Genomic DNA, 19,418 nt, shown 5'->3' on the forward strand with positions numbered 1-19,418 from the left:
TAGTTTATTCTTATTTATTTTTAATCACTGCTGTGGCTTCCACTTCTATAAGGACATCATCTCTGAAAAGCCTGCTTACTTCCACAAGGCTGCTTACAGGAGGGTTCTGAAGATTAACGTACCTATCCCTGACTTTTCTGAAGTCCGGAGCTTTGGAGGTATCTGTCATAAAGATTCCCAGCTTTATGACGTCTTTTCCTGTTCCTCCATATTCCTTCAGAATATTCTCAATATTTTTGAAAACCTGCTGAGTCTGTTCCTCTACATTGTTGCCCACAAGGTTACCTTCCGAATCCAGAGGAACCTGACCGGATAATAAAATCATTGTAGAACTTCCGCAATCAATACTTACCGATTGGGACAGTCCTTTGATGCTGAAAACTTTTGCCGAACTTTTATATGCTGTAGGGTTCATTGTTTTCTGACTGAATGAAAATAGAAAAGTTGCGGTGCAAACCAGAACAAGAATCTTTCTCATACTTTACTGATTAATAATCTGGTGCACAAAGATAACAAAAAAACTACCCAAAATATGAGTAGTTTTTTATATTGTAAATAAAGTATTGATTATTTTTTCAAAAAACCATCTACTTCATCAGCATTCATTACTTTTTCTTCGAAAACGTAAGCTCCTGATTTAGAAGACTTCACCATTTTCACCACCTTAGTCATCTTTTTAGACTGACCGCTTTGTAGGGTTGCTACTACTTTCTTTGCCATGGTAAGTTATTATTTATAAATTACTTAATTTCTTTGTGAAGGGTAGATCTCTTAAGAACAGGATTGTATTTTTTCAATTCCAATCTCTCTGTAGTGTTCTTTTTATTTTTTGTAGAAATGTATCTTGACATTCCTGGCATACCACTTTCTTTGTGCTCTGTACATTCAAGGATTACTTGAACTCTGTTTCCTTTTTTTGCCATGATTTATTAATTCTTTTTAATCAATCCGTTTCTTGTAGCTCTTTCAATAGCTTCCTCGATTCCAATCTTGTTAATCACTCTCAATCCATGAGCTGATACTTTCAGTGTTACGTGCTTATCTTGCTCCGGAAGGTAAAACTTCTTCTCTAATAAGTTAATTTCAAAACGACGCTTCGTTTTGTTATTAGCGTGAGAAACGTTGTTACCAACCATTGCACGCTTTCCTGTTATTTGGCAAATTCTTGACATATCTCGATGTTCTTATTTGTATAATATTTGAGAGTGCAAAATAACAAAGAATTTTTTAGATAGACAAATCTTTTGGAAAATATTTGCAAATAAGTGGCTGATTAATAATATTGAATTTTTAAAATACCCGAATTTCCGGGATCTCACAGAAAATCAGTGCTGATATATTTCATACAGGCTTTTTTTACCCAAAATAATTTAATATTCTATCTTTGTTTTTAATTAATCTAAATAAAAATAGAATGAAGAGAATTTATATTTTATTGTCGATGCTTCCTGTAGGTCTGGCTGCACAGAACTTTACTGAAGTACAGACCGGTATGAAAAATTTTTATTATTCAGCAGCTGATATTGCTGATATTGATAACAACGGCACACTGGATATTGTACTGAATGGAGCTATAGATTCTGATGGCGACGGAAATGTAGACAGTACGTATAATGAAGTGTATCAGAACAATGGTTCAACCCTGTTGCCGTATGCAGATTTAGGCGGGGATGTGACACATATGGGCGATATCCGTTTTATCGATTTTAATAATGATGGACTGATGGATATTGTTTCTACAGGACTCAGTTATATGGATATTGTGAATTACAAGCAATACCGTTTCAGAAATACAGGGACTGGATTTGTAAAAGAAGCCGAAATTCCTGGAAAAGTTTACAGTTCATTAGAAGTCTTTGATTTCAATCATGACGGAAAATCGGACTATGCACTTAATGGAACTCAATATATCAATGGAGCGGGCTTCAGAAATACCCTGGACTATTATAGGAATACCGGAGCAGGATTTGATGTGACCGAGCATTGGCTGGAAGGAACCCAGAGCGGGAGTTTTAAACTGGTAGATCTTAATAATGACAGGCTTCTGGATCTTGTGATAATAGGATCAGATGTCAACCAGAATCCTGTGGGTAAGGTGTATATGAACCAGGCAGGAACATTGGTGCCGGCGCAGGATCTTGAACCTTTATCAGTAGGTAAAATTGAGTTTGCAGATTTTAATGCTGACGGGTTTCAGGATATTATTGTCATAGGAAGAGATGGAAATGATGACGGATATTTTGCCGTTCTGATGAATGACGGTACGGGAACTCTCACTGCCCAGCATATCTCTATGCCTGATATTTCAGATGTTTCTTTAAGTGTTGGAGATCTGAATAATGACGGCTATTATGACTTTATTGTCACGGGGAATGAAAATTATACGGCAGTGGTAAAAACGTATGTTTATAATGTTTCCAATCAACAGTTTACGGAAGGTACGCTCAGCGGAATGTCCAATCTTGGAGGTCCCGGTACTGTACATTTGTTTGATTTTAATAATGATCATCATCTTGACGTTCTGTTGGGCGGATTTGACTGGGATAAAACAGATTTGCCTTCTCTGACAAAAGTTTTTAAAAATAATTCAACAGAAGCCAATTTAAAACCAACTCCTCCTACAAATCTGAATCTGACCAGAAACGGAAACCGTTTCAATTTTTCATGGAGTGGTGCCACAGATGACAAAACTCCGGTGAATGCTTTAAGATACGAAATAACAGTAGGAACAACGCCGGGAGCTCAGGATATTGCCAAATATATAGTAACTACGCCTTCATGGTTTCTGGATCTTGATCCGGCGGTGGAAAATGTATACTGGAGTGTAAAATCTATTGATGCCTCCAAAGTATATTCCGATGCTTCAGTAAGAAATACACTGGGAGTAAAAGACACCAAGACTGCAACAAAACTTGTTATCTACCCGAATCCGGTATCTGATAAAGTATATATAAGAGGAGAAAAAGTTTCTGAAGCTGAAATGTATTCAATGGACGGGAAGAAATTGAATGTGAACTTAAAAGGAGATCAGTCCGTTGATGTTTCTCATTTGCCGAAAGGAGTATATTTATTAAAACTGAAGATAAAAAATGAAATAACCACCAGAAAACTTACGATTAAGTAATTGAATCAATTCTATCTTCTATCAATGAGAAAAGCCAGACGTCCAGCTGGCTTTTCTCTTTTTATCTAAAAATATGAACTATTAAAAAAAAAATCTGCGTGATCTGTTAAATCTGCGAGAAAAAATATTGCGAATCCGGCTGATCATGCAGATATCTGTAATTATTTTTACAAAAAATCAATGTAACCTGTGTTTAAGCGTTACGCTTTCTTTGTTTTCTTTTTGAACCATTCAATGAGATAATAAAACAGTAAAAAGCCTAATGCAAATATTGAAAATCTTGAAAGCAGATCACCGGCTCTTGCATAAAAGGTCATCGTGTCATACAGGTTTACTTTGGCAAACAATGCAGTTTGATCTCCGTAAAAAGTATCAGCTGTTATTTCTCCTTTTGCATCAATATGAGCAGAAATTCCGCTGTTGGCAGCACGTGCAATCTCCCTTCTCGTTTCAATAGCTCTTAATCTGGCATAAGATAAAAGCTGTTTGTGCCCTTCTGTAACTCCCCACCATGAATCATTGGTCATAATTCCTAAAAAGTTAGCTCCTTTTTTCACATAATCCGTTACAAATTCTCCATAGATACTTTCATAGCAGATAATAGGAGCCAGTTTACCTTTATTGTAAGGATTTGAAAAAGCAACTCTTTCTTTATCCGTTCCTAAAGAGGCTACCGTTCCGCCGAGATTAAGCATTGCATTTCCTAAAATAGGTTTCAAAACAGTGATGTAAGGGAAAATTTCAACCCCTGGAACGAGTTTTCCCTTATGGTAAGCCTGTACTTTCTGATTCGGAGCAAGCTGAATAGCCGTATTATAACTGGTAATCCAGAGTCCCGGATTGATTTGATACGCTTCCTTAGGCATTGTTGCCGGGTCAAGGTAAAAACGGTGTGATGAAATTCCTGTTGCAAAAACAGATCCCGGGTGTTTTGTCAGAAATTCTTTGATGTTATTTAAAAGTAAACTCTTTTCAAAAGCGGTTTCAGAAATAGAACCTCTGCCTGGAATCGCTGTCTCCGGAGCCATATAATAATCAATTTTACCCGTTGAGTTTTTCTCGGCAAGCGAAAGTAAATCCTGCTCAATCGTCAGACTGTCTTTAGAATATTTTTCAGCATAAGGATCCAGGTCCGGCTGCAGCATCAATACATTTACCTGTCCGGTAGGTTTTTCATCAAAATTATTGTATTTAATGACTGAAATAATCATCGGGAGTGCTATTAAAGCCGCTACAATTGATGAATTTTTAATCAGGTCCTTTCTCTTTCTTCCGGCTTCCCATGTTCTAACCGTATAGAAGATCAAAACATTGATCAGGAGGATCCAGAAGCTTCCTCCGGTTGCTCCCAGCGTATCATACCACTGTATCAGTTTCGGATATTCTGAAAATACATTTCCTAAATTCAGCCAGGGCCATGTCAGTTCCCAACCCAGATGGAATTTTTCAAAACTCATCCAGATCGCAATGAAAAAACCAAGCCCCCAATAGGTTCCCTGGGCATTTTTATACCAATGGTAACACTGAAATACCAGTGAATAGAGTAGTGAATTGACCAGTACAGGAAATACAACAGCCATCAGAGAGTGGCTTCCGTCAGGATTTTTCGAGCCATACAGCCAGCCTGTAGTCACTATATTCCAGATGACAAAGCAAAGGTAAGACAGCCAGAAGACCACCCACCCTTTCCTTTTATAATCTGAAAATTTTGAAACTCCATGTTCCATCATCAGAAGCGGAACAAGTGCGAAAAATATAAAAAACGGAACCCCATAAGTTGGCCATGAGACCGACAGCAGCATTGCTGAAATAAGTGTAAGCAGAACGTATTTCATTAAATTATTTTAATACACAAATTTAATGTTTTTGAAATGAATATATTAGCACCAGATGTTAAAGAAAATTTATAAAGCCGTTATTGTACCTTATACTTTGTTTCTGCTCTACCTGATGTTTCTGGGAATGGGCCGTTTTCAGTATGAGGACAACCTGATCAGGGTGGAGCCGGTGTTTTCTACCCTAAAGTTTATTCAGAATAGTATAGATTGGAAATATATCATGATGATTGTTTTCGGCAATATCATTATGTTTATTCCATTTGGGTTTTCTGGGTGGGTCTTTCCTAAGCTGAAAGACCTCAAGACGCTCATGTTTGCATTTATTTCTACAATTGTGATTGTTGAAGCGCTCCAGTATTTTACCAGAATGGGAATATTTGAGGTAGACGATATTATCCTGAATACTTTTGGGGTGTATCTGGGATGGCTGATGCGCAGGTATATTGAAAAGAGGTTTAGCTATTGAGCTCTTTAGCCCGTTTTTCAGCATTCAAGATGCCTTGTTTTAAAATGTCTTTAAGGCTGTTTTCTTCAAAAGTTTTTAAAGCAGCTTCTGTAGTTCCGCCTTTGGAGGCTACATCCTTGATCAGTTCTTCAAGGTTTTTCTCAGAATTATTGATCAGGTGATAAGCTCCCAGCATTGTCTGCTTTACAAAAAGTTGAGAAAGATTTTCTTCAATCCCCATTTCAATTCCCGCCTTGATCATAGCATCAATAATATAGTAAAAATAAGCAGGCCCGCTTCCGGACAGAGCTGTCACACCATCCAGAAGCTCTTCATTTTCCAGATAAACAGATCTTCCTGTGCTGTTCAGCAGTCTTTCAATGCTGATAAGCTGACTGAATGAAATGCCATTGGCTGCCGTATAGCCTGTAATTCCCATTCCAAGAAGAGTAGGAGAGTTGGGCATGGCTCTCACAACGAGAGGGTGATTCAGGAGTTTTTGAATTTTTTCAATATTGATTCCCGCCATGATGGATAAGATCATCTGATTTTCTTTAAAGCTAAACCGGATGTTCTGAGATACCGTCTGAAAATCCTGAGGTTTTACGGCGATAATGATCAGATCAGCATCCAGATCGCTTACTTCATCAAAGGTGGAAATTCTGGATTTGGGAAATTCTTCAGCTATTTTAGAGATTTTTTCAGGATTTCTGAGGATCAGGTGAAGATTTTCAGGTTTGATCAGCTCATACTTTAAGAATGATTTTGAAAAAGAAAGCCCCATATTTCCGGCTCCAAGAATAGCTATTTTCATCACAGATTGTAATTTTTTAAGCTAAAATAATGATTTTTTGGAATGTAGAAATAACAATAGAAATGTAAACATATAATAGTCACGTTATACTCCTGAAAAATGAGTAATAAAAAAGGCTGTATTCTAACCGAATCAGCCTTTATATATTTTTTTGATTAAATAATATTCACTTCCCGTTCAAGTTCAATTCCGAACTTCTCTTTGATAGAATTGATGATTTCTGTTGAAAAATCAAATATTTCCTTCCCGGTTGCATTTCCTGTCGCATTGATGATGACCAGTGACTGTAATTTATGGGAAGCTACATTTCCGATTTGTCTGCCTTTCCATCCGCACTGCTCGATCAGCCATCCTGCAGGAACTTTTACCATAGCTCCATTCGGGTATCCCTGAATATTTTCAAATTTTTGTTTTAAATCTTCAAACTGGGCCGAAGGAATGGTTGGATTCTTGAAAAAGCTTCCGGCGTTTCCAATTTCTTTCGGATCCGGCAGTTTGCTTTGCCTGATATTGATAACTGCTTTGGAGACATCCTGGATGGTGGGATTTGCAATGCCCAGGTTTTCCAGTTCGGATTTAATGGCACCGTATTCTGTTTTGATGTGATGCTCTCTTTGGGTAAGTTTAAAAGTAACTTCAAGAATAACGTACCTTCCTTTTCCTTCCTGTTTGAAGATCGAATCTCTGTAACCAAAGCGGCATTGTTCAAGATCAAAAGTTGTAAGCTCAAGGTTTTTAAGATCCAGCACCTGGCAGCTGACAAAAACATCTTTGATCTCCGTTCCGTAAGCTCCGATATTCTGCATCGGAGAGGTTCCTACATTTCCGGGAATTAAAGAAAGATTTTCCAGTCCGCCATAATTTTTTTGTAAACAATACATTACGAATTCATGCCAGTTTTCGCCTGCTTTTGCGGTAATAAGAACTTCATGATCGTTGATGTTTTCTTCAGAAATTCCTTTTAAATTCAGCTTAATTGCAAGGCCGTCAAAATCTTTTGTTAGCAGGATATTGCTTCCGCCGCCCAAAAACAAAAGTTGAAGAGACCTGTCTTGGGCAAAAGTGAGCGTATCTTTTAATTCTTCAATACTGTTCACTTCAGCGAAGTATCTGGACCTGGCCTCAACGCCGAATGTATTATAAGGCTTTAATGAAAAATTTTCTAGCATGTTGTATTATTGGTATTCTTTGTATTCTTTAGGAAGAATTTTGTCTAATTGTTCTTTAAACATTTGAAGTTGCCTGTAATGGGCAGTATCTGCAAATGAGTTGACGTAGATATGGGATTTTTTCGGAGTACGGATCTGAAATGTTTCATCAATTCCGTCTACCGACTGCTGGCTCGGAGAACTTTTAATATCATCAAGATCTTCTGTATGGATGGAAGAGATAAGCGATTTCCAAGTATCAGGAGTTATGGCTGAACTCCATTCCTTATGGGTTTGGTTGGCCGTAGTTCCTTTTTCTGCAAATACGGAATCTTTGGTTGCTTTAATGATTCTGTAATCTCCAAGAATTCCACCGATGTGCGATACACTGACTGATGTTATTTCGCCTGAGCTTTTGTGGGAAATAGTTTTCTCTTCCTTCTTGTTTTCACAAGAAAAAAATGCCGACAGCAAAAAGATCGAAAACAGTATTTTCAGATGAATATTTGTTGTTGTCGGCATGATGGTATTTTATAGGCTAAACTCTTCTCTGTATTTTTTCAAAGCTTCTTTAAGAATCTCAGCACTTCTTTTTAAATCTTCTTCTTTCAGAACGTAAGCGATTCTCACCTGTTTTTTTCCTAATTCAGGATCGCTGTAGAAACCTCCTGCTGGAGCTACCATGATCGTTTCGTTATTAAGGGAATATTTTTCAAGCAGCCACTGTGCAAATTTCTCCGTATCATCTACCGGAAGTTCTGCCACACAATAGAAAGCTCCTCTCGGTTTAGGGCAGATCACTCCAGGAATAGCATTCAGAAGATCTACCAGTACATTTCTTCTGTGGGTATATTCTTCTCTTACGGCTCTGATGTAAGGTCCGTCATTCTGGTGGGCAGCTGTAGCGGCAATCTGTCCCAAAAGAACCGGGCTTAATCTCGCCTGTGCAAAAAGCATAGCAGCGTTACGGATTTTTTGAGAACGGGTCACCATGCATCCGATTCTTACTCCACACATGGAATAACGCTTAGATTCAGAATCGATGATGATGCAGTTTTCACTCAGTTCAGGGAATTCCAGCATAGATACCTGCTGTTTTCCGTCATATACGTATTCTCTGTATACTTCGTCAGAAATTACAACGATATCATATTTTAAAGCAATTTCCGCAAGCTTCTGAAGTTCTTCACGGGTATACAGATATCCTGTTGGGTTGCCCGGGTTACAGATCACGATTGCTCTTGTTTTTTCTGTAATCTTTTTCTCAAATTCTTCAATAGGAGGCAAGGCAAAACCGGTGTCAATAGTAGATGGTACTGCTACTACATTCACATCAAATGTGCTGGTAAAACCATTGTAGTTGGCATAATAAGGCTCAGGAATGATCACTTCGTCTCCTTCATCACATAAAGTGGAAATGGCAAAGTTAAGTGCCTCAGAACCTCCATTGGTAACGATGAAATGATCAGGAGTAAGATCCGAAAATCCTAATGAATGATAATATTCTGTAAGGGCTTTTCTGTATTCAATATTACCTTCAGAAAGTGCATATTCCAATACTTTTAAATCAATATTTTTTAAGGCATTCAAAGCCGTTTCCGGAGTTTCAATATCAGGCTGTCCGATATTAAGGTGATATACTTTTATTCCTTTTTGTTTTGCTTGTAACGCAAAGGGAACCAGTTTTCTTACCGGTGATGCCGGCATATGCAGTGCTCTGTTTGAAATATTTGGCATTGTTCAAAAAATTTGTATGACAAAAATAGGATTTAATTTCCCAATAATAAAATTCTGAGTCAATAAGAAAAATACAATAAGTGCATGTTCTCTTTAAATCTTACTATTTTTACTATTGTTTAATATTAATATTTTATACATTTTGAGTTAATGTTAGTATTTTTGTAAAAATAATCTTTTTGTATTATAATTTTTCTTAATTTTCCAATCAAATGTAATCAAAATGATAATAAATTTATTTTCTAGAGTGGTACCTGCTATTGCTCTGTTATCTGCCACAGCAATGATGGCTCAGAATTTTCAAACGATGCCGGTTTCTTCAGGGTATACGGCAGACGTAATTGCTAACGGAATAGGTTCTTCAGCAGTTTCTACCAACAATGATGTAGATGGGGTTTCTTATGCTTTTGTAGCCAGGGATTTTCAGCTGACCTCCACAAGTCCTGCGATTACCTATGGTATTCCGGTGGACGGAATTATTAATTCTGTAGTGGCGGGAACTCCGGGACTTAGTTATGTTTTGGGAAATTTAAGTGGAAATAACTCGCTAAGACTGGCTGCTGCCAATGACAGCGGAACGCTTACTTTCACCACTCCTAAACCTGCTTTTACATTGTATATGCTTTCTACCAGTGGAAGTGGAACATCTACAGTGAACGTAACGGTTAATTTTACGGATGGAAGCAGCCAGGTATTTTCTAATATAAGTCTTTCTGACTGGTATGGCGGAAACAATTTTGCCATCCAGGGAATCGGAAGAATTAAAATAACTACAGATGCTTTAGAATCCAGTACTTCAGATCCGAGACTTTATCAAAATGCATTGGTAATAGATGCAGCGAACCAGGCAAAACCTATACAAAGTGTAACGGTAAGCAAGGCAAGTGGTTCCGGTATACCAAATATTTTTGCTTTTTCAGCAGATGCTTATTCTGATTGTGTGCCTCCTGTATTGCAGACTGTTTCCGGTATCACTGCTGATTCTGCTTTTATTTCATGGACGGGACCTACCAATGCGGCAAGTTATGATGTGTATCACAGCACATCAAGTACAATACCATCCAGTGCGGTATCTCCTACATATCCAGGTGTGACAGGCACAAGTACAACTATAGGAGGTCTCAATTCAAACACAACCTACTACTATTGGGTAAGAACCAACTGTAGCTCTGCTACAAGCCAGAGTGCGTGGTCTTTTGCCGGAACCTTTAAAACTGCCTGTTCTACTTTCACTGTTCCGTATACAGAGAACTTTGATACAACAAGTGTTGGGTCTAATACTAATAATAATGCCCCAAGCTGCTGGGCATATCTGGAAGATGCATCATTTTCGGGCTATGGATATGTAACGACAACAAATAATTATTCAGCTCCAAATGCTTATTATATGACCAATTCATCTGCTACTACGGGCAGTCAGATGCTGGTTGCACCTCCAACTGTGAATCTTTCAGATGGTAACAAGCGTGTGAGATTCTATGCAAGAACCGGGACAACAGGAACAACCTTATTAATAGGAACTTTATCAAACCCTGCAGATCCTGCTTCTTTTACACAAATTGGTTCTCCTGTTGCTTTAACAACTACCCACACTCAATATACAGTTAATATTCCAGCGGGTACTGATTTACAGTTAGCATTTAAACATGGTTTAGGAGGTTCTTCACGTTCTATTTATATTGATAATATTACTGTTCAGGAGATCCCTTCTTGTCTTGAGCCAACGGCAATTACATCATCAAACGTAACAATGAACTCAGCAACAATTGGCTGGACGGCACCATCTTCAGCTCCTGCAAACGGATACGAAGTATATTACAGTACAACGAATACTGCTCCGGATGCTACCACTGTGCTGAACGCTACCAATTCTACAACTTCTTCCACAACCTCTGTCCCGTTGAATTCATTATCTGCAGATACAAATTATTATGCATGGGTAAGGTCTGTATGTAGTGGCAGCGACAAAAGTATCTGGAGTGAGCTTACTGCCTTCAGAACAGGATATTGTCTGCCTTCATCTTCTAATCAGAATTCCTGGCTTTCTGTCTTCAATTCTACCGGAGGACTTATAGATATGGCTTATTCATCAGGCTCAAGTGTAGCTGGTGGGTATCAGAATTTGACGGCAACCAATAACAAAATAATAAATGCTCCAGGCTCCAGCACTTCAGTATCTTTCACAGCTGGAGGTCCTACATGCGGAATTGCAGTGTGGGTTGACTGGAATAATAATTTGACTTTTGAAGCTTCAGAAAGAATGTTTGTTACTAACACTTATATCACAAATGCTTCAGGAACTATTACTGTGCCTGCGGGAACACCTGTGGGAAATTATAGAATGAGAGTGGTGACCGATTATAACAGCACAGCTCCGTCAAACCCTTGTACAGCTATTTCAAGAGGAGAATTCATTGATTTTACATTTGAAGTAGCTACTTCTTTATCAACTTCAGAAACGGCGTTGAAGAAAAAGGAGGTAAGTGTATATCCTAATCCTTTCAAAGATGTTCTGTACATTTCAGATATGAAAGATGTGAAATCCGTAACCGTTACAGATGTTGCAGGAAGAGTGGTGAAAACTATTGATAACCCTGCAAAAGAACTTCAGTTAGGAGAATTGAGCAGTGGTTTATATCTGGTGACGATGAACTTTAAAGATGGTTCAAAATCAACAATAAAGGCTATTAAAAAATAATTTTTTGAGTTAATAATTTCTGTAGGCAGTTGCATTGATGTGGCTGCCTTTTTTTGTTAAAATTAGCACGAATTCGGTTTTATTTAATTGATTTTCATTAGTTTAAAGTGGTGGTTGTGAAACTCGTAAAAAGAATAATAAGCCTTTGTATTGTCATAATTATTTTACAGTGATCATAAAACTACATTTAACTTCCAACTTCTTTCTTCCATCTGCTTACTCTAAACTGAAATCATGATAAAATTATAAAACAGTTTCACAAAATAATTGTATTTTAGAAAAAAAACTAAATATGCAGATCCAGGCAGCTTCTATTGAGGATTATATTTCAAAGATTCCTGATGAAAGACAAGATGCTTTCAGAAAACTTTTTGAAACAATTCATAACAATCTTCCGGAAGGTTTTGAAGAAAATCTAAGTTATGGAATGTTAGGTTGGGGTGTTCCATTGAAAACTTACCCTGCAGGCTATCATTGTACGCCGGGAACACCGTTACCTTTTATTAATTTGGCGTCACAAAAAAATTTCATAGCACTATATCATATGGGGCTTTATTCTACACCTGAGCTTTTGGATTGGTTTGTAGCAGAATATCCGAAACATTCGAAGAGAAAACTGGATATGGGAAAATCCTGTGTCCGGTTCAAAAAAACAGACGATATTCCTTTTGAGCTGCTTGCTGAGCTGAGCCGTAAGATGACACCGGAAGACTGGATCAGAGTTTATGAATCTCAGTATAAAAAATAACAAAGGCCCTGAAGTCGTAATGATTTCAGGGCTTTTTTGAATGAGGTGAGTTGAGGTTAGAAGCTGGAAGTAACTTTTTGTGGTGATACTTCTGGTAGTCATTTGATCATGTCAAATGCATTAAAATTTTCTTAGAATAATTAATTCAATTAATTGATTTTAATATCTGATTTTCTTAGGTACAAACATCTGCGCAATCTGCTTCGTATGCGAGAAATAAATAATAACTACAGAAGATTCCGTGTTGATTTGTAAATAAATTATTTTTTTTACTGAACCATTAAGAGCAATTAAGAAGATAAGAATATTAAGAAGAGTTTCGTTTTAAGAATTACACTTAAAAAATCTTTGATTTACCTTAACTTATCTTAAAACCTTCATAGTCCTTAATGGGCTAAAATATTATTTAATGAGTTTTAACCTTCGATGGAAGTTTTCACTTTAAATTAAAAAGTAATTAAATTGTTAAATAGTGATTCCCCGGCTTCCATAGACTTCCATCTTCCAGCCTTCATCTTCCCTCCTAAAAATGAATATCCCAGATACCCACCCTGCGTTCCAGTTCTACCAGAGCAGTCGCATTATCTGCAAGTGCCTGATAGTAATCTTTTCTTATTCCGTTGTACGTTCTCTGGGCATTCAGAACTTCCAGAATGGAGCTTTCTCCTCGTTTGTAGCTGTAAGTAATTCCTTCCAGGATACTTTTAGCTTCTGTAAGCATTCCATTGTGGAACTGTTTCACCTGCTTCTGTGTTGCTGAATATTGCTGATAAGCCTGCATAACCTCAGCCCGTATTTCCTGCTCAATCTGCTGATATTCTACTTCAGCCTGTGAATGAGCCATTTCAGCGATTTTCAAACCTGCATTTCTTCTGTTTGAAAATTTAAGGGGAATACTGAGCCCTAATTTTACTGCATTTACGGTAGGAGAGGGCGCAATTTCATTCGTAGCTTCTGTGTGGTGCTCTGCTCCGGCGCTGATGCCTAAATCAATTATACGGTTGGCTTTTTCAAGACTGATCTGGCTTTTGGTAACCTGCGTGTTTTGTTTAGCTGCCAGTAAATCTGCACGCTCATTCAGAGCCTGGAGAATAAGATCATCAATGTTGAAATCTCTGTTGAAAGCATTAAAATCCCCATCCACATCCACATTTCTGCCGGTCAGTTGCTGATCACTAAGAAATACAGTCAAATTGGTCAGAGACTGTTGTTCTGCACTTTCAGCCTGATATACTTCATTTAGAAGAGAAGCCGCCTCTAATTTGCTTTGTTTTGCGGTAACCAGAGATATGGTTCCCAGCCGGTACCGGATGCTGTCTGATTTTGCAAGCTGCTGAATGTTTTTATATGAATCCTGCTGTACTTCCAGAATAGCTTTGGACCGTAAAGCATCAATATAACCTAAACTTGCATCTGCCCGAAGGTTTCTGAAGAAATCCTGCAGTTGTATTTTACTGAGCTCCGACTGATTTTTGGCGAAATTGATTCTGGCCTTCCTTTTTCCACCCAGTTCCAGCGTCCAGCCAATGGATGTTCCGTAGACATACCCCATGTTTTTGTTTACCCCGTTGTTGGTGGTTTCCACTTCCAGTTGCGGATCCGGAAACATCCCTGCCGTCTGAATGGCTGCTTCAGCCATACTTACATTGTATTTTCGGGAAGCATAGCTGAGGTTTTTCTTTCCGACAAGACTCAGATATTCTTCAAAAGATAAAAGTTCTTTTTCCTGGGCTTTTATGATACCTGTTGTGCCGGATAATAATGTAGCTATTAAAATAAAGAAGGCTTTAAATGTTATCTGTAAGTGCTTCATCTGATTCCAAATTTTGTTTTTTGTTATTACGCTCAGCCATAAAATAAATAGCCGGAAGTACAAAAAGGGTTAAAATAGTAGAGAACATCAATCCGTAAACAATTACCGTTGCGAGGGGCCGCTGTACATCCGAACCGATTCCTGTAGCCAGTGATGCCGGGAATAGTCCGATGACAGCAACAGTGGCGGTCATCAGTACCGGCCTGAAACGATCCTGTGCTCCTTTAATGACGGCAGGTTTCAAATCATATCCTTTTCTGCGAAGATCATTGATATGAGAGATCATGATCACCCCGTTCTGAATGGCTACTCCAAATAAGGCAATAAAACCTACGGCAGAAGATACATTCAGAGACATTCCACGGGCATTGAGGGCCAGCATTCCTCCGAACAAAGCCAGCGGTACAATAGACATCAGTACCAAAGCCTGCCTGAAATTACCAAACGCTCCATACAATAACAGGAACATAACAGCCAGGGCCAACGGAACAATAAATGCCAATCTTGAATAAGCTCTGTTTTGGTTCTCAAACTGACCTCCCCATTTAATCTGGTATTTCTCGTGGTCATAGCTGATCTCTTTTTCTATTTTATCCTGAGCCGTTTTCAGGAAAGAAGAAAGATCGGTACCCCTTAAGTTCAGTTTTACGGTGAGATGACGCTTATTCATTTCACGGGTAATGGTGCTTTCTCCGGTACTTAATTTTACTTCTGCCACCTGGGATAAAGGAATTTTGGCTCCTGTGGCTGAGGTCAGCATCAGGTTTCCGATTTTATCAGGAGTATCCCGGCTGCCCTCGGTGAACCGGCAGGAAATATCATAGACCTTATTACCGATAAAGATCTGGGAAATGGCTTTTCCGCCTAAAGCAACTTCAATAAGATCTGCAACGTCTGAAACATTCAGCCCGTACTGTGCAATTTTATCCCTGTTGGCAATGATCTGCAGTTGAGGTAATGGCGGTTCCTGGTCAATGGCGAGATCTGCTGATCCCGGAATTTTATTTAATGTGGATAAAATATTTTCAGCAATTCTTCTGGTTTCTTTAAAATCTTCACCATATACTTTTACCACCAGCTCACTGTGAGCGCCGGAGATTTTATCCATCACCCCATCAATCATCGGTTGTGAAAAACCAACGGTGAAACCAGGCATTTCCTTATAATCAGCTGCCAGTTCTCTGATGAGGTCTGCTTTTGTCTTTCCGGAGGGCCATTCACTGTAGGGTTTTATTCCGATGGAAACCTCAAAGTGAGAAGCCGTCCATGGGTCTGTACCGTCATCATTACGGCCGGCCTGTACCATCATATAAGTAACCTCGGAATGTTTTAAAGTTCTGGCCCGCAGCGTATCACTCATTTCTTTTGCTTTGGCTAGTGAAATTCCCGGAGGAAGCTGTACCTGAAGCCAGATAGAACCTTCATCCAGCTCCGGCAGAAAATCTTTTCCCACAGTGTAGGACAGGATTCCGGCGGACAGCAGAACAATGCTTACTGGGAGTATCACTTTTTTAGGAATATGCATGATTTTATCAATTCTTTTTCCGTAAGCATTACTTATTTTTTCAAGCCATTTATTATGATAAATTTTCTGTGGTTTGCGATAAATTACATAGGCCAGCCCGGGAATCAGAAGTAATGCGACTGCCAATGCACCCAATAAAGCATAACCTACTGTAAACGCCATAGGGGTGAATAATTTTTTTTCCACTCTTTCAAACGCAAACAAGGGTAGATAAGCTGTAATAATGATAATGGTGGAAAAGAAAATAGGCTTGGCTACCTCAATCACCCTTTGGGTAATGGTTTTTTCCTCCAGTATTTCTTCTGCATTTTCTTCTCTTTTTTTCAGAATGGTTTCCAGCATTACAATGGCTCCATCTACAATAATTCCGAAATCAATGGCTCCAAGCGAAAGAAGGTTGGCCGGTATATTGGTTACATGCATTAAGATAAAGGCGAACAGCAAAGAGAAGGGGATCGTTATCGCTACCAGTAATGCACCCCGCCAGCTTCCGAGAAATATGATCAGTACAATAATTACAAGTACAATACCTTCGGTAAGCGTATGGGAAACCGTAGTCAATGTAGTTTTTACAAGATCAGTTCTATCCAGGAATGGATGAATTTTTACTCCCGGAGGAAGGATTTCATTATTCAGCTCATCAACGGCTGCATGAACGCCTTCCAATACCTGCGAAGGATTTTGTCCCCGGAGCAGAAGCACGATTCCTTCTACACTTTCAGCGTAATTACGTTTTCTGTCGGTATATCCCAGGATTCCTTTTCTTTCCAGGTTCCCGTATTTTAATGTTCCTACATCATTCAGGAAAACAGGAACACCATTTTCGGTTTTTACAACAATTTTTCCAAGATCATCCAGATCTTTTACCAATCCGATTCCACGAATAACATAAGCTAGATTTCCCCGTGGAAGCATACTTCCTCCTGCACTGACATTATTTTTGGTGATGGTTTCGGTAACTTCAGATAAAGAAAGCCCATATTGTTCCAGCCTATGAGGATCAAGCTCCACCTGGAACTGAGTGGTAATACCTCCGAAGTTGGTAACATCTGCGATCCCTGAAACCTGCTTGATACGGGGAATAATAACGAATTTCTGTAAATCCGTAAGCTCCCGCAGGCTGTGGGTATTGCTTTCAATAATGTATCGGTATACTTCGCCGATAGGAGAGGTGAGGGGATCAAGCCCCGGCTGTGCATCATAGGGCAGGGTGACATCAGATAATCTTTCCTGGATACGCTGCCTGGCCCAGTAATCATCTATTCCGTCATCAAAAACTATAGTGATCATGGAGAGCCCGAAGGTACTTTTGCTCCGCATCACATGCATTCCGGGAAGTCCGTTGAGGGAACGCTCCAGAGGAATTGTGATCTGTTGTTCTACTTCTTCAGCTGCCAGCCCCGGAACCTGTGTCACTACCTGTGAAGTAACATCGGCAATATCAGGATAGGCTTCTACTGACAGTCTGGTCCAGGAATAATATCCGAATAATCCCAGTAAAAGAAAGAGGGCCAGCATCAGCCATCTCTTCTGTATAGAGAGTGTAAGTAATTGCTTCATAATTTTCTTGGGGTAAAGTGTTATATTATTTGGCATCCAGCATATAAATTCCGCCTTCGGTCATAATGGTTTCCCCGGCTTTTAATCCGGAAAGCACCCGTGTTGTTTTCTGATCTGTTTCTCCTGTAGTAACCGGGCGTCTGGCAAATTGATTTTTTCCTGTTTTTACCCATACATATTGTGAACTGTCATTCTGCATCAGAGCTGTGACCGGGATCATAACCGCTTTCTCCGGAAGGGTAGAAAAACTGACGGTGGCATACATTCCGGGTTTTAATCTTCTGTCGGGATTATCACACTCAATAAGAACTTTTATACTTCGGGTATTTTCATCAACAATTTCATTGATGTGATATACTTTTCCGGTAATATTCCGGTCCGGGTATGCACTTACTTTTACAGATACATGATCACCAATATTCACAAAACGGATATCTTTCTCTTTCACATCTCCGGAGATCCATACTTTGGATAATTCTGCAATGATGATCACCGGGTCTGCATCACTTTTAAGGTATTGTCCGTTCACAATTTTATTGGAAATGATCTCCCCGCTGATCGGTGCTCTTACAATGAGCGGACTTCCTATACCTCCTCCTTTGCTGTTATATACTTTTAAAGCCGAAGAAGCATTAGACAATGACGTTTTTTTATTTTTAAAATCTGTTTCCGATTCGTCCAGTTCTTTCTGAATCCCTACCCCGTGTTTTACCAGATCCTGCTGGCGTCTGTAGTTTTTTTCTGCAAGCTGCATCTCATTCAATGCATCCGTATAATCTTTCTGGACCGAAAAGTAATCGGAAGAAAGGATTTCAAAAAGAGGGCTGTTAACTGGAACATTCTGCCCAAGCTGTATAAAGGATCTGGTAATTCTTCCTGAAAAAGGGCTGGCAATTTCGGCATAATGATTGGGGATCGCCTGAATGGTACCGGCAGAAACAATACCATCACTGTGTTCCTGCTCAGCAACCGTTTCAGTTTTGATTTTTTTGAGAGCAGGATGGCTTTCCGGTATTATAACCTGTCCGTTTTTGAGAGTGAGTTCCTCTGCATGATCTTTTTTTAAAGAATCATCTTTACAGGCTGTTGTAAAGACAATGATAATGCTTAAGATTATTTTTTTCATGATCTTAATAAAATTGAGTACTGTTGCTGATTTTTGTTTTTGTATTGTTCTTTTTCTTTATACTGACCAGTTTTTGGTTCCGGGCATTTTTTTGAGTAGATAAAGAAGGTCTGAGAAATATATTGGTGGAAACAATAAATAAGACGGTAATGAGAGCTTCCATGGGATACCCTAATGCACACAAAGCGCCTATGGCAGCAGAGCACCATAAAGTAGCAGCGGTATTCAGTCCACGGACGGTTAAGCCGTCTTTCATTATCACACCGCCGCCCAGAAATCCGATGCCACTCACAATATAAGAAGTAATTCTTCCGGCAGCATCACCGCCGATTTTAATAGCAATCAAAACGAAAGCTGCTGAACCTATACAAACAAGGGTATTGGTACGCAGTCCTGCATTTTTTTTGCGCCACTGTCTCTCGAAGCCTATCCCTGCGCCTAAGCAGAAGGCAGTCAGTAAACGGAGGGTAAATTCAAATGTATTCATAACTTTTCCTGTTTTTATAAAGCTTTTCAGCCGTACGGGAAAAGTGGTACAACGAAAGCTTTTAAGATTGATAATTACTGTAAGGATCTGAGTCCATATGCTTTATTTTTTACTGTGCAAAAGTAAAACTGACTGCTTTTTTTTACCGTTAGAAAAGCTTTAGAATGTTATTAGAAAATCATTAGAGAAAATTCCCTTGTGTTTTTAGATGATTCCGTAGGGGGTAATTATTTATTATATCCTATTAATATGTATAAACTGTACCCATGGTAAGAGATAAAATTTCAATACATTTGGAGGTTGGTTTTTGTATGATGAATTTCATAATTTGTCATATAAGTAAGAGCCTGTTGAA

The 19,418-nt window shown here is 38.8% G+C and carries 17 protein-coding genes; 4 read left to right on the forward strand and 13 right to left on the reverse strand.

The features are described from left to right. Positions 1 to 10 precede the first annotated feature (10 nt). From ACTJJF_RS09470 to rpmB, 4 genes are all read right to left on the reverse strand, one after another. Positions 11 to 478 carry a RidA family protein gene (locus ACTJJF_RS09470; protein ID WP_440699493.1) on the reverse strand — a complete coding sequence of 156 codons (468 nt, stop codon included), beginning with the start codon at positions 476 to 478 and terminating at the stop codon, positions 11 to 13. Between the two features lie 89 nt (positions 479 to 567). After that, positions 568 to 720 carry a DUF4295 domain-containing protein gene (locus tag ACTJJF_RS09475; protein WP_065399141.1) on the reverse strand — a complete coding sequence of 51 codons (153 nt, stop codon included), beginning with the start codon at positions 718 to 720 and terminating at the stop codon, positions 568 to 570. A 20-nt stretch (positions 721 to 740) separates the two neighbouring features. Further along, complete coding sequence (rpmG, locus tag ACTJJF_RS09480) at positions 741 to 923, reverse strand: 50S ribosomal protein L33 (protein WP_027373683.1); 183 nt, start codon at positions 921 to 923, stop codon at positions 741 to 743. A gap of 6 nt (positions 924 to 929) precedes the next feature. Further along, a complete protein-coding gene (gene rpmB, locus ACTJJF_RS09485) occupies positions 930 to 1,172 on the reverse strand; it encodes a 50S ribosomal protein L28 (RefSeq protein ID WP_002976757.1) in 243 nt (80 codons plus the stop codon). 242 nt (positions 1,173 to 1,414) lie between these two features. Between rpmB and ACTJJF_RS09490 the strand changes: the two genes are divergently transcribed. Then, entirely contained in the window at positions 1,415 to 3,124 is a 1,710-nt protein-coding gene (locus ACTJJF_RS09490) for a T9SS type A sorting domain-containing protein (RefSeq protein WP_440699494.1), read from the forward strand. A 200-nt stretch (positions 3,125 to 3,324) separates the two neighbouring features. Here ACTJJF_RS09490 and lnt read toward each other — a convergent pair whose 3' ends face one another. After that, the gene (gene lnt / locus ACTJJF_RS09495) at positions 3,325 to 4,959 is read right to left on the reverse strand and encodes an apolipoprotein N-acyltransferase (protein ID WP_440699495.1); all 1,635 of its coding nucleotides are present in this window, start codon (positions 4,957 to 4,959) and stop codon (positions 3,325 to 3,327) included. A gap of 55 nt (positions 4,960 to 5,014) precedes the next feature. On the opposite strand from lnt, the gene ACTJJF_RS09500 reads away from it, so the two are divergent. Beyond that, positions 5,015 to 5,428 (forward strand): VanZ family protein, encoded by a 414-nt coding sequence (locus ACTJJF_RS09500; RefSeq protein ID WP_312298329.1) that lies wholly within the window; start codon positions 5,015 to 5,017, stop codon positions 5,426 to 5,428. Here ACTJJF_RS09500 and proC read toward each other — a convergent pair. The 4 genes from proC to ACTJJF_RS09520 form a co-directional block, all read right to left on the reverse strand. Then, positions 5,418 to 6,221 (reverse strand): pyrroline-5-carboxylate reductase, encoded by an 804-nt coding sequence (gene proC, locus ACTJJF_RS09505; protein ID WP_312298327.1) that lies wholly within the window; start codon positions 6,219 to 6,221, stop codon positions 5,418 to 5,420. The two genes, ACTJJF_RS09500 and proC, sit on opposite strands and share 11 nt — an antisense overlap. A gap of 155 nt (positions 6,222 to 6,376) precedes the next feature. Beyond that, entirely contained in the window at positions 6,377 to 7,390 is a 1,014-nt protein-coding gene (gene murB, locus ACTJJF_RS09510) for a UDP-N-acetylmuramate dehydrogenase (protein WP_440699496.1), read from the reverse strand. Positions 7,391 to 7,396: 6 nt separating this feature from the next. Further along, entirely contained in the window at positions 7,397 to 7,891 is a 495-nt protein-coding gene (locus ACTJJF_RS09515) for a hypothetical protein (RefSeq protein WP_440699497.1), read from the reverse strand. A 9-nt stretch (positions 7,892 to 7,900) separates the two neighbouring features. Beyond that, the gene (locus ACTJJF_RS09520) at positions 7,901 to 9,106 is read right to left on the reverse strand and encodes a pyridoxal phosphate-dependent aminotransferase (RefSeq protein ID WP_312298321.1); all 1,206 of its coding nucleotides are present in this window, start codon (positions 9,104 to 9,106) and stop codon (positions 7,901 to 7,903) included. 223 nt (positions 9,107 to 9,329) lie between these two features. Here ACTJJF_RS09520 and ACTJJF_RS09525 point away from each other — a divergent pair, with 223 nt between their 5' ends. Then, positions 9,330 to 11,804, forward strand: a complete 2,475-nt coding sequence (locus ACTJJF_RS09525; protein ID WP_440699498.1) for a GEVED domain-containing protein — start codon at positions 9,330 to 9,332, stop codon at positions 11,802 to 11,804. A 292-nt stretch (positions 11,805 to 12,096) separates the two neighbouring features. Continuing rightward, a complete protein-coding gene (locus tag ACTJJF_RS09530; protein WP_440699499.1) occupies positions 12,097 to 12,552 on the forward strand; it encodes a DUF1801 domain-containing protein in 456 nt (151 codons plus the stop codon). A 523-nt stretch (positions 12,553 to 13,075) separates the two neighbouring features. On the opposite strand, the gene ACTJJF_RS09535 is transcribed toward ACTJJF_RS09530, so the two are convergent. The 4 genes from ACTJJF_RS09535 to ACTJJF_RS09550 are packed head-to-tail and all read right to left on the reverse strand — an operon-like array spanning position 13,076 to position 19,063. After that, positions 13,076 to 14,365 (reverse strand): TolC family protein, encoded by a 1,290-nt coding sequence (locus ACTJJF_RS09535; RefSeq protein ID WP_440699500.1) that lies wholly within the window; start codon positions 14,363 to 14,365, stop codon positions 13,076 to 13,078. After that, a complete protein-coding gene (locus tag ACTJJF_RS09540; RefSeq protein ID WP_440699501.1) occupies positions 14,340 to 17,450 on the reverse strand; it encodes an efflux RND transporter permease subunit in 3,111 nt (1,036 codons plus the stop codon). The genes ACTJJF_RS09535 and ACTJJF_RS09540 overlap by 26 nt, the downstream gene beginning before the upstream one ends. 25 nt (positions 17,451 to 17,475) lie before the next feature. After that, positions 17,476 to 18,576 carry an efflux RND transporter periplasmic adaptor subunit gene (locus ACTJJF_RS09545; protein ID WP_440699502.1) on the reverse strand — a complete coding sequence of 367 codons (1,101 nt, stop codon included), beginning with the start codon at positions 18,574 to 18,576 and terminating at the stop codon, positions 17,476 to 17,478. Between the two features lie 4 nt (positions 18,577 to 18,580). Continuing rightward, positions 18,581 to 19,063, reverse strand: coding sequence for an MgtC/SapB family protein (locus tag ACTJJF_RS09550; protein WP_312298311.1), 483 nt, complete (start codon positions 19,061 to 19,063; stop codon positions 18,581 to 18,583). Positions 19,064 to 19,418: the final 355 nt, after the last annotated feature.

The organism is Chryseobacterium sp. 22458 (assembly GCF_052044975.1).
Taxonomy (GTDB): domain Bacteria; phylum Bacteroidota; class Bacteroidia; order Flavobacteriales; family Weeksellaceae; genus Chryseobacterium.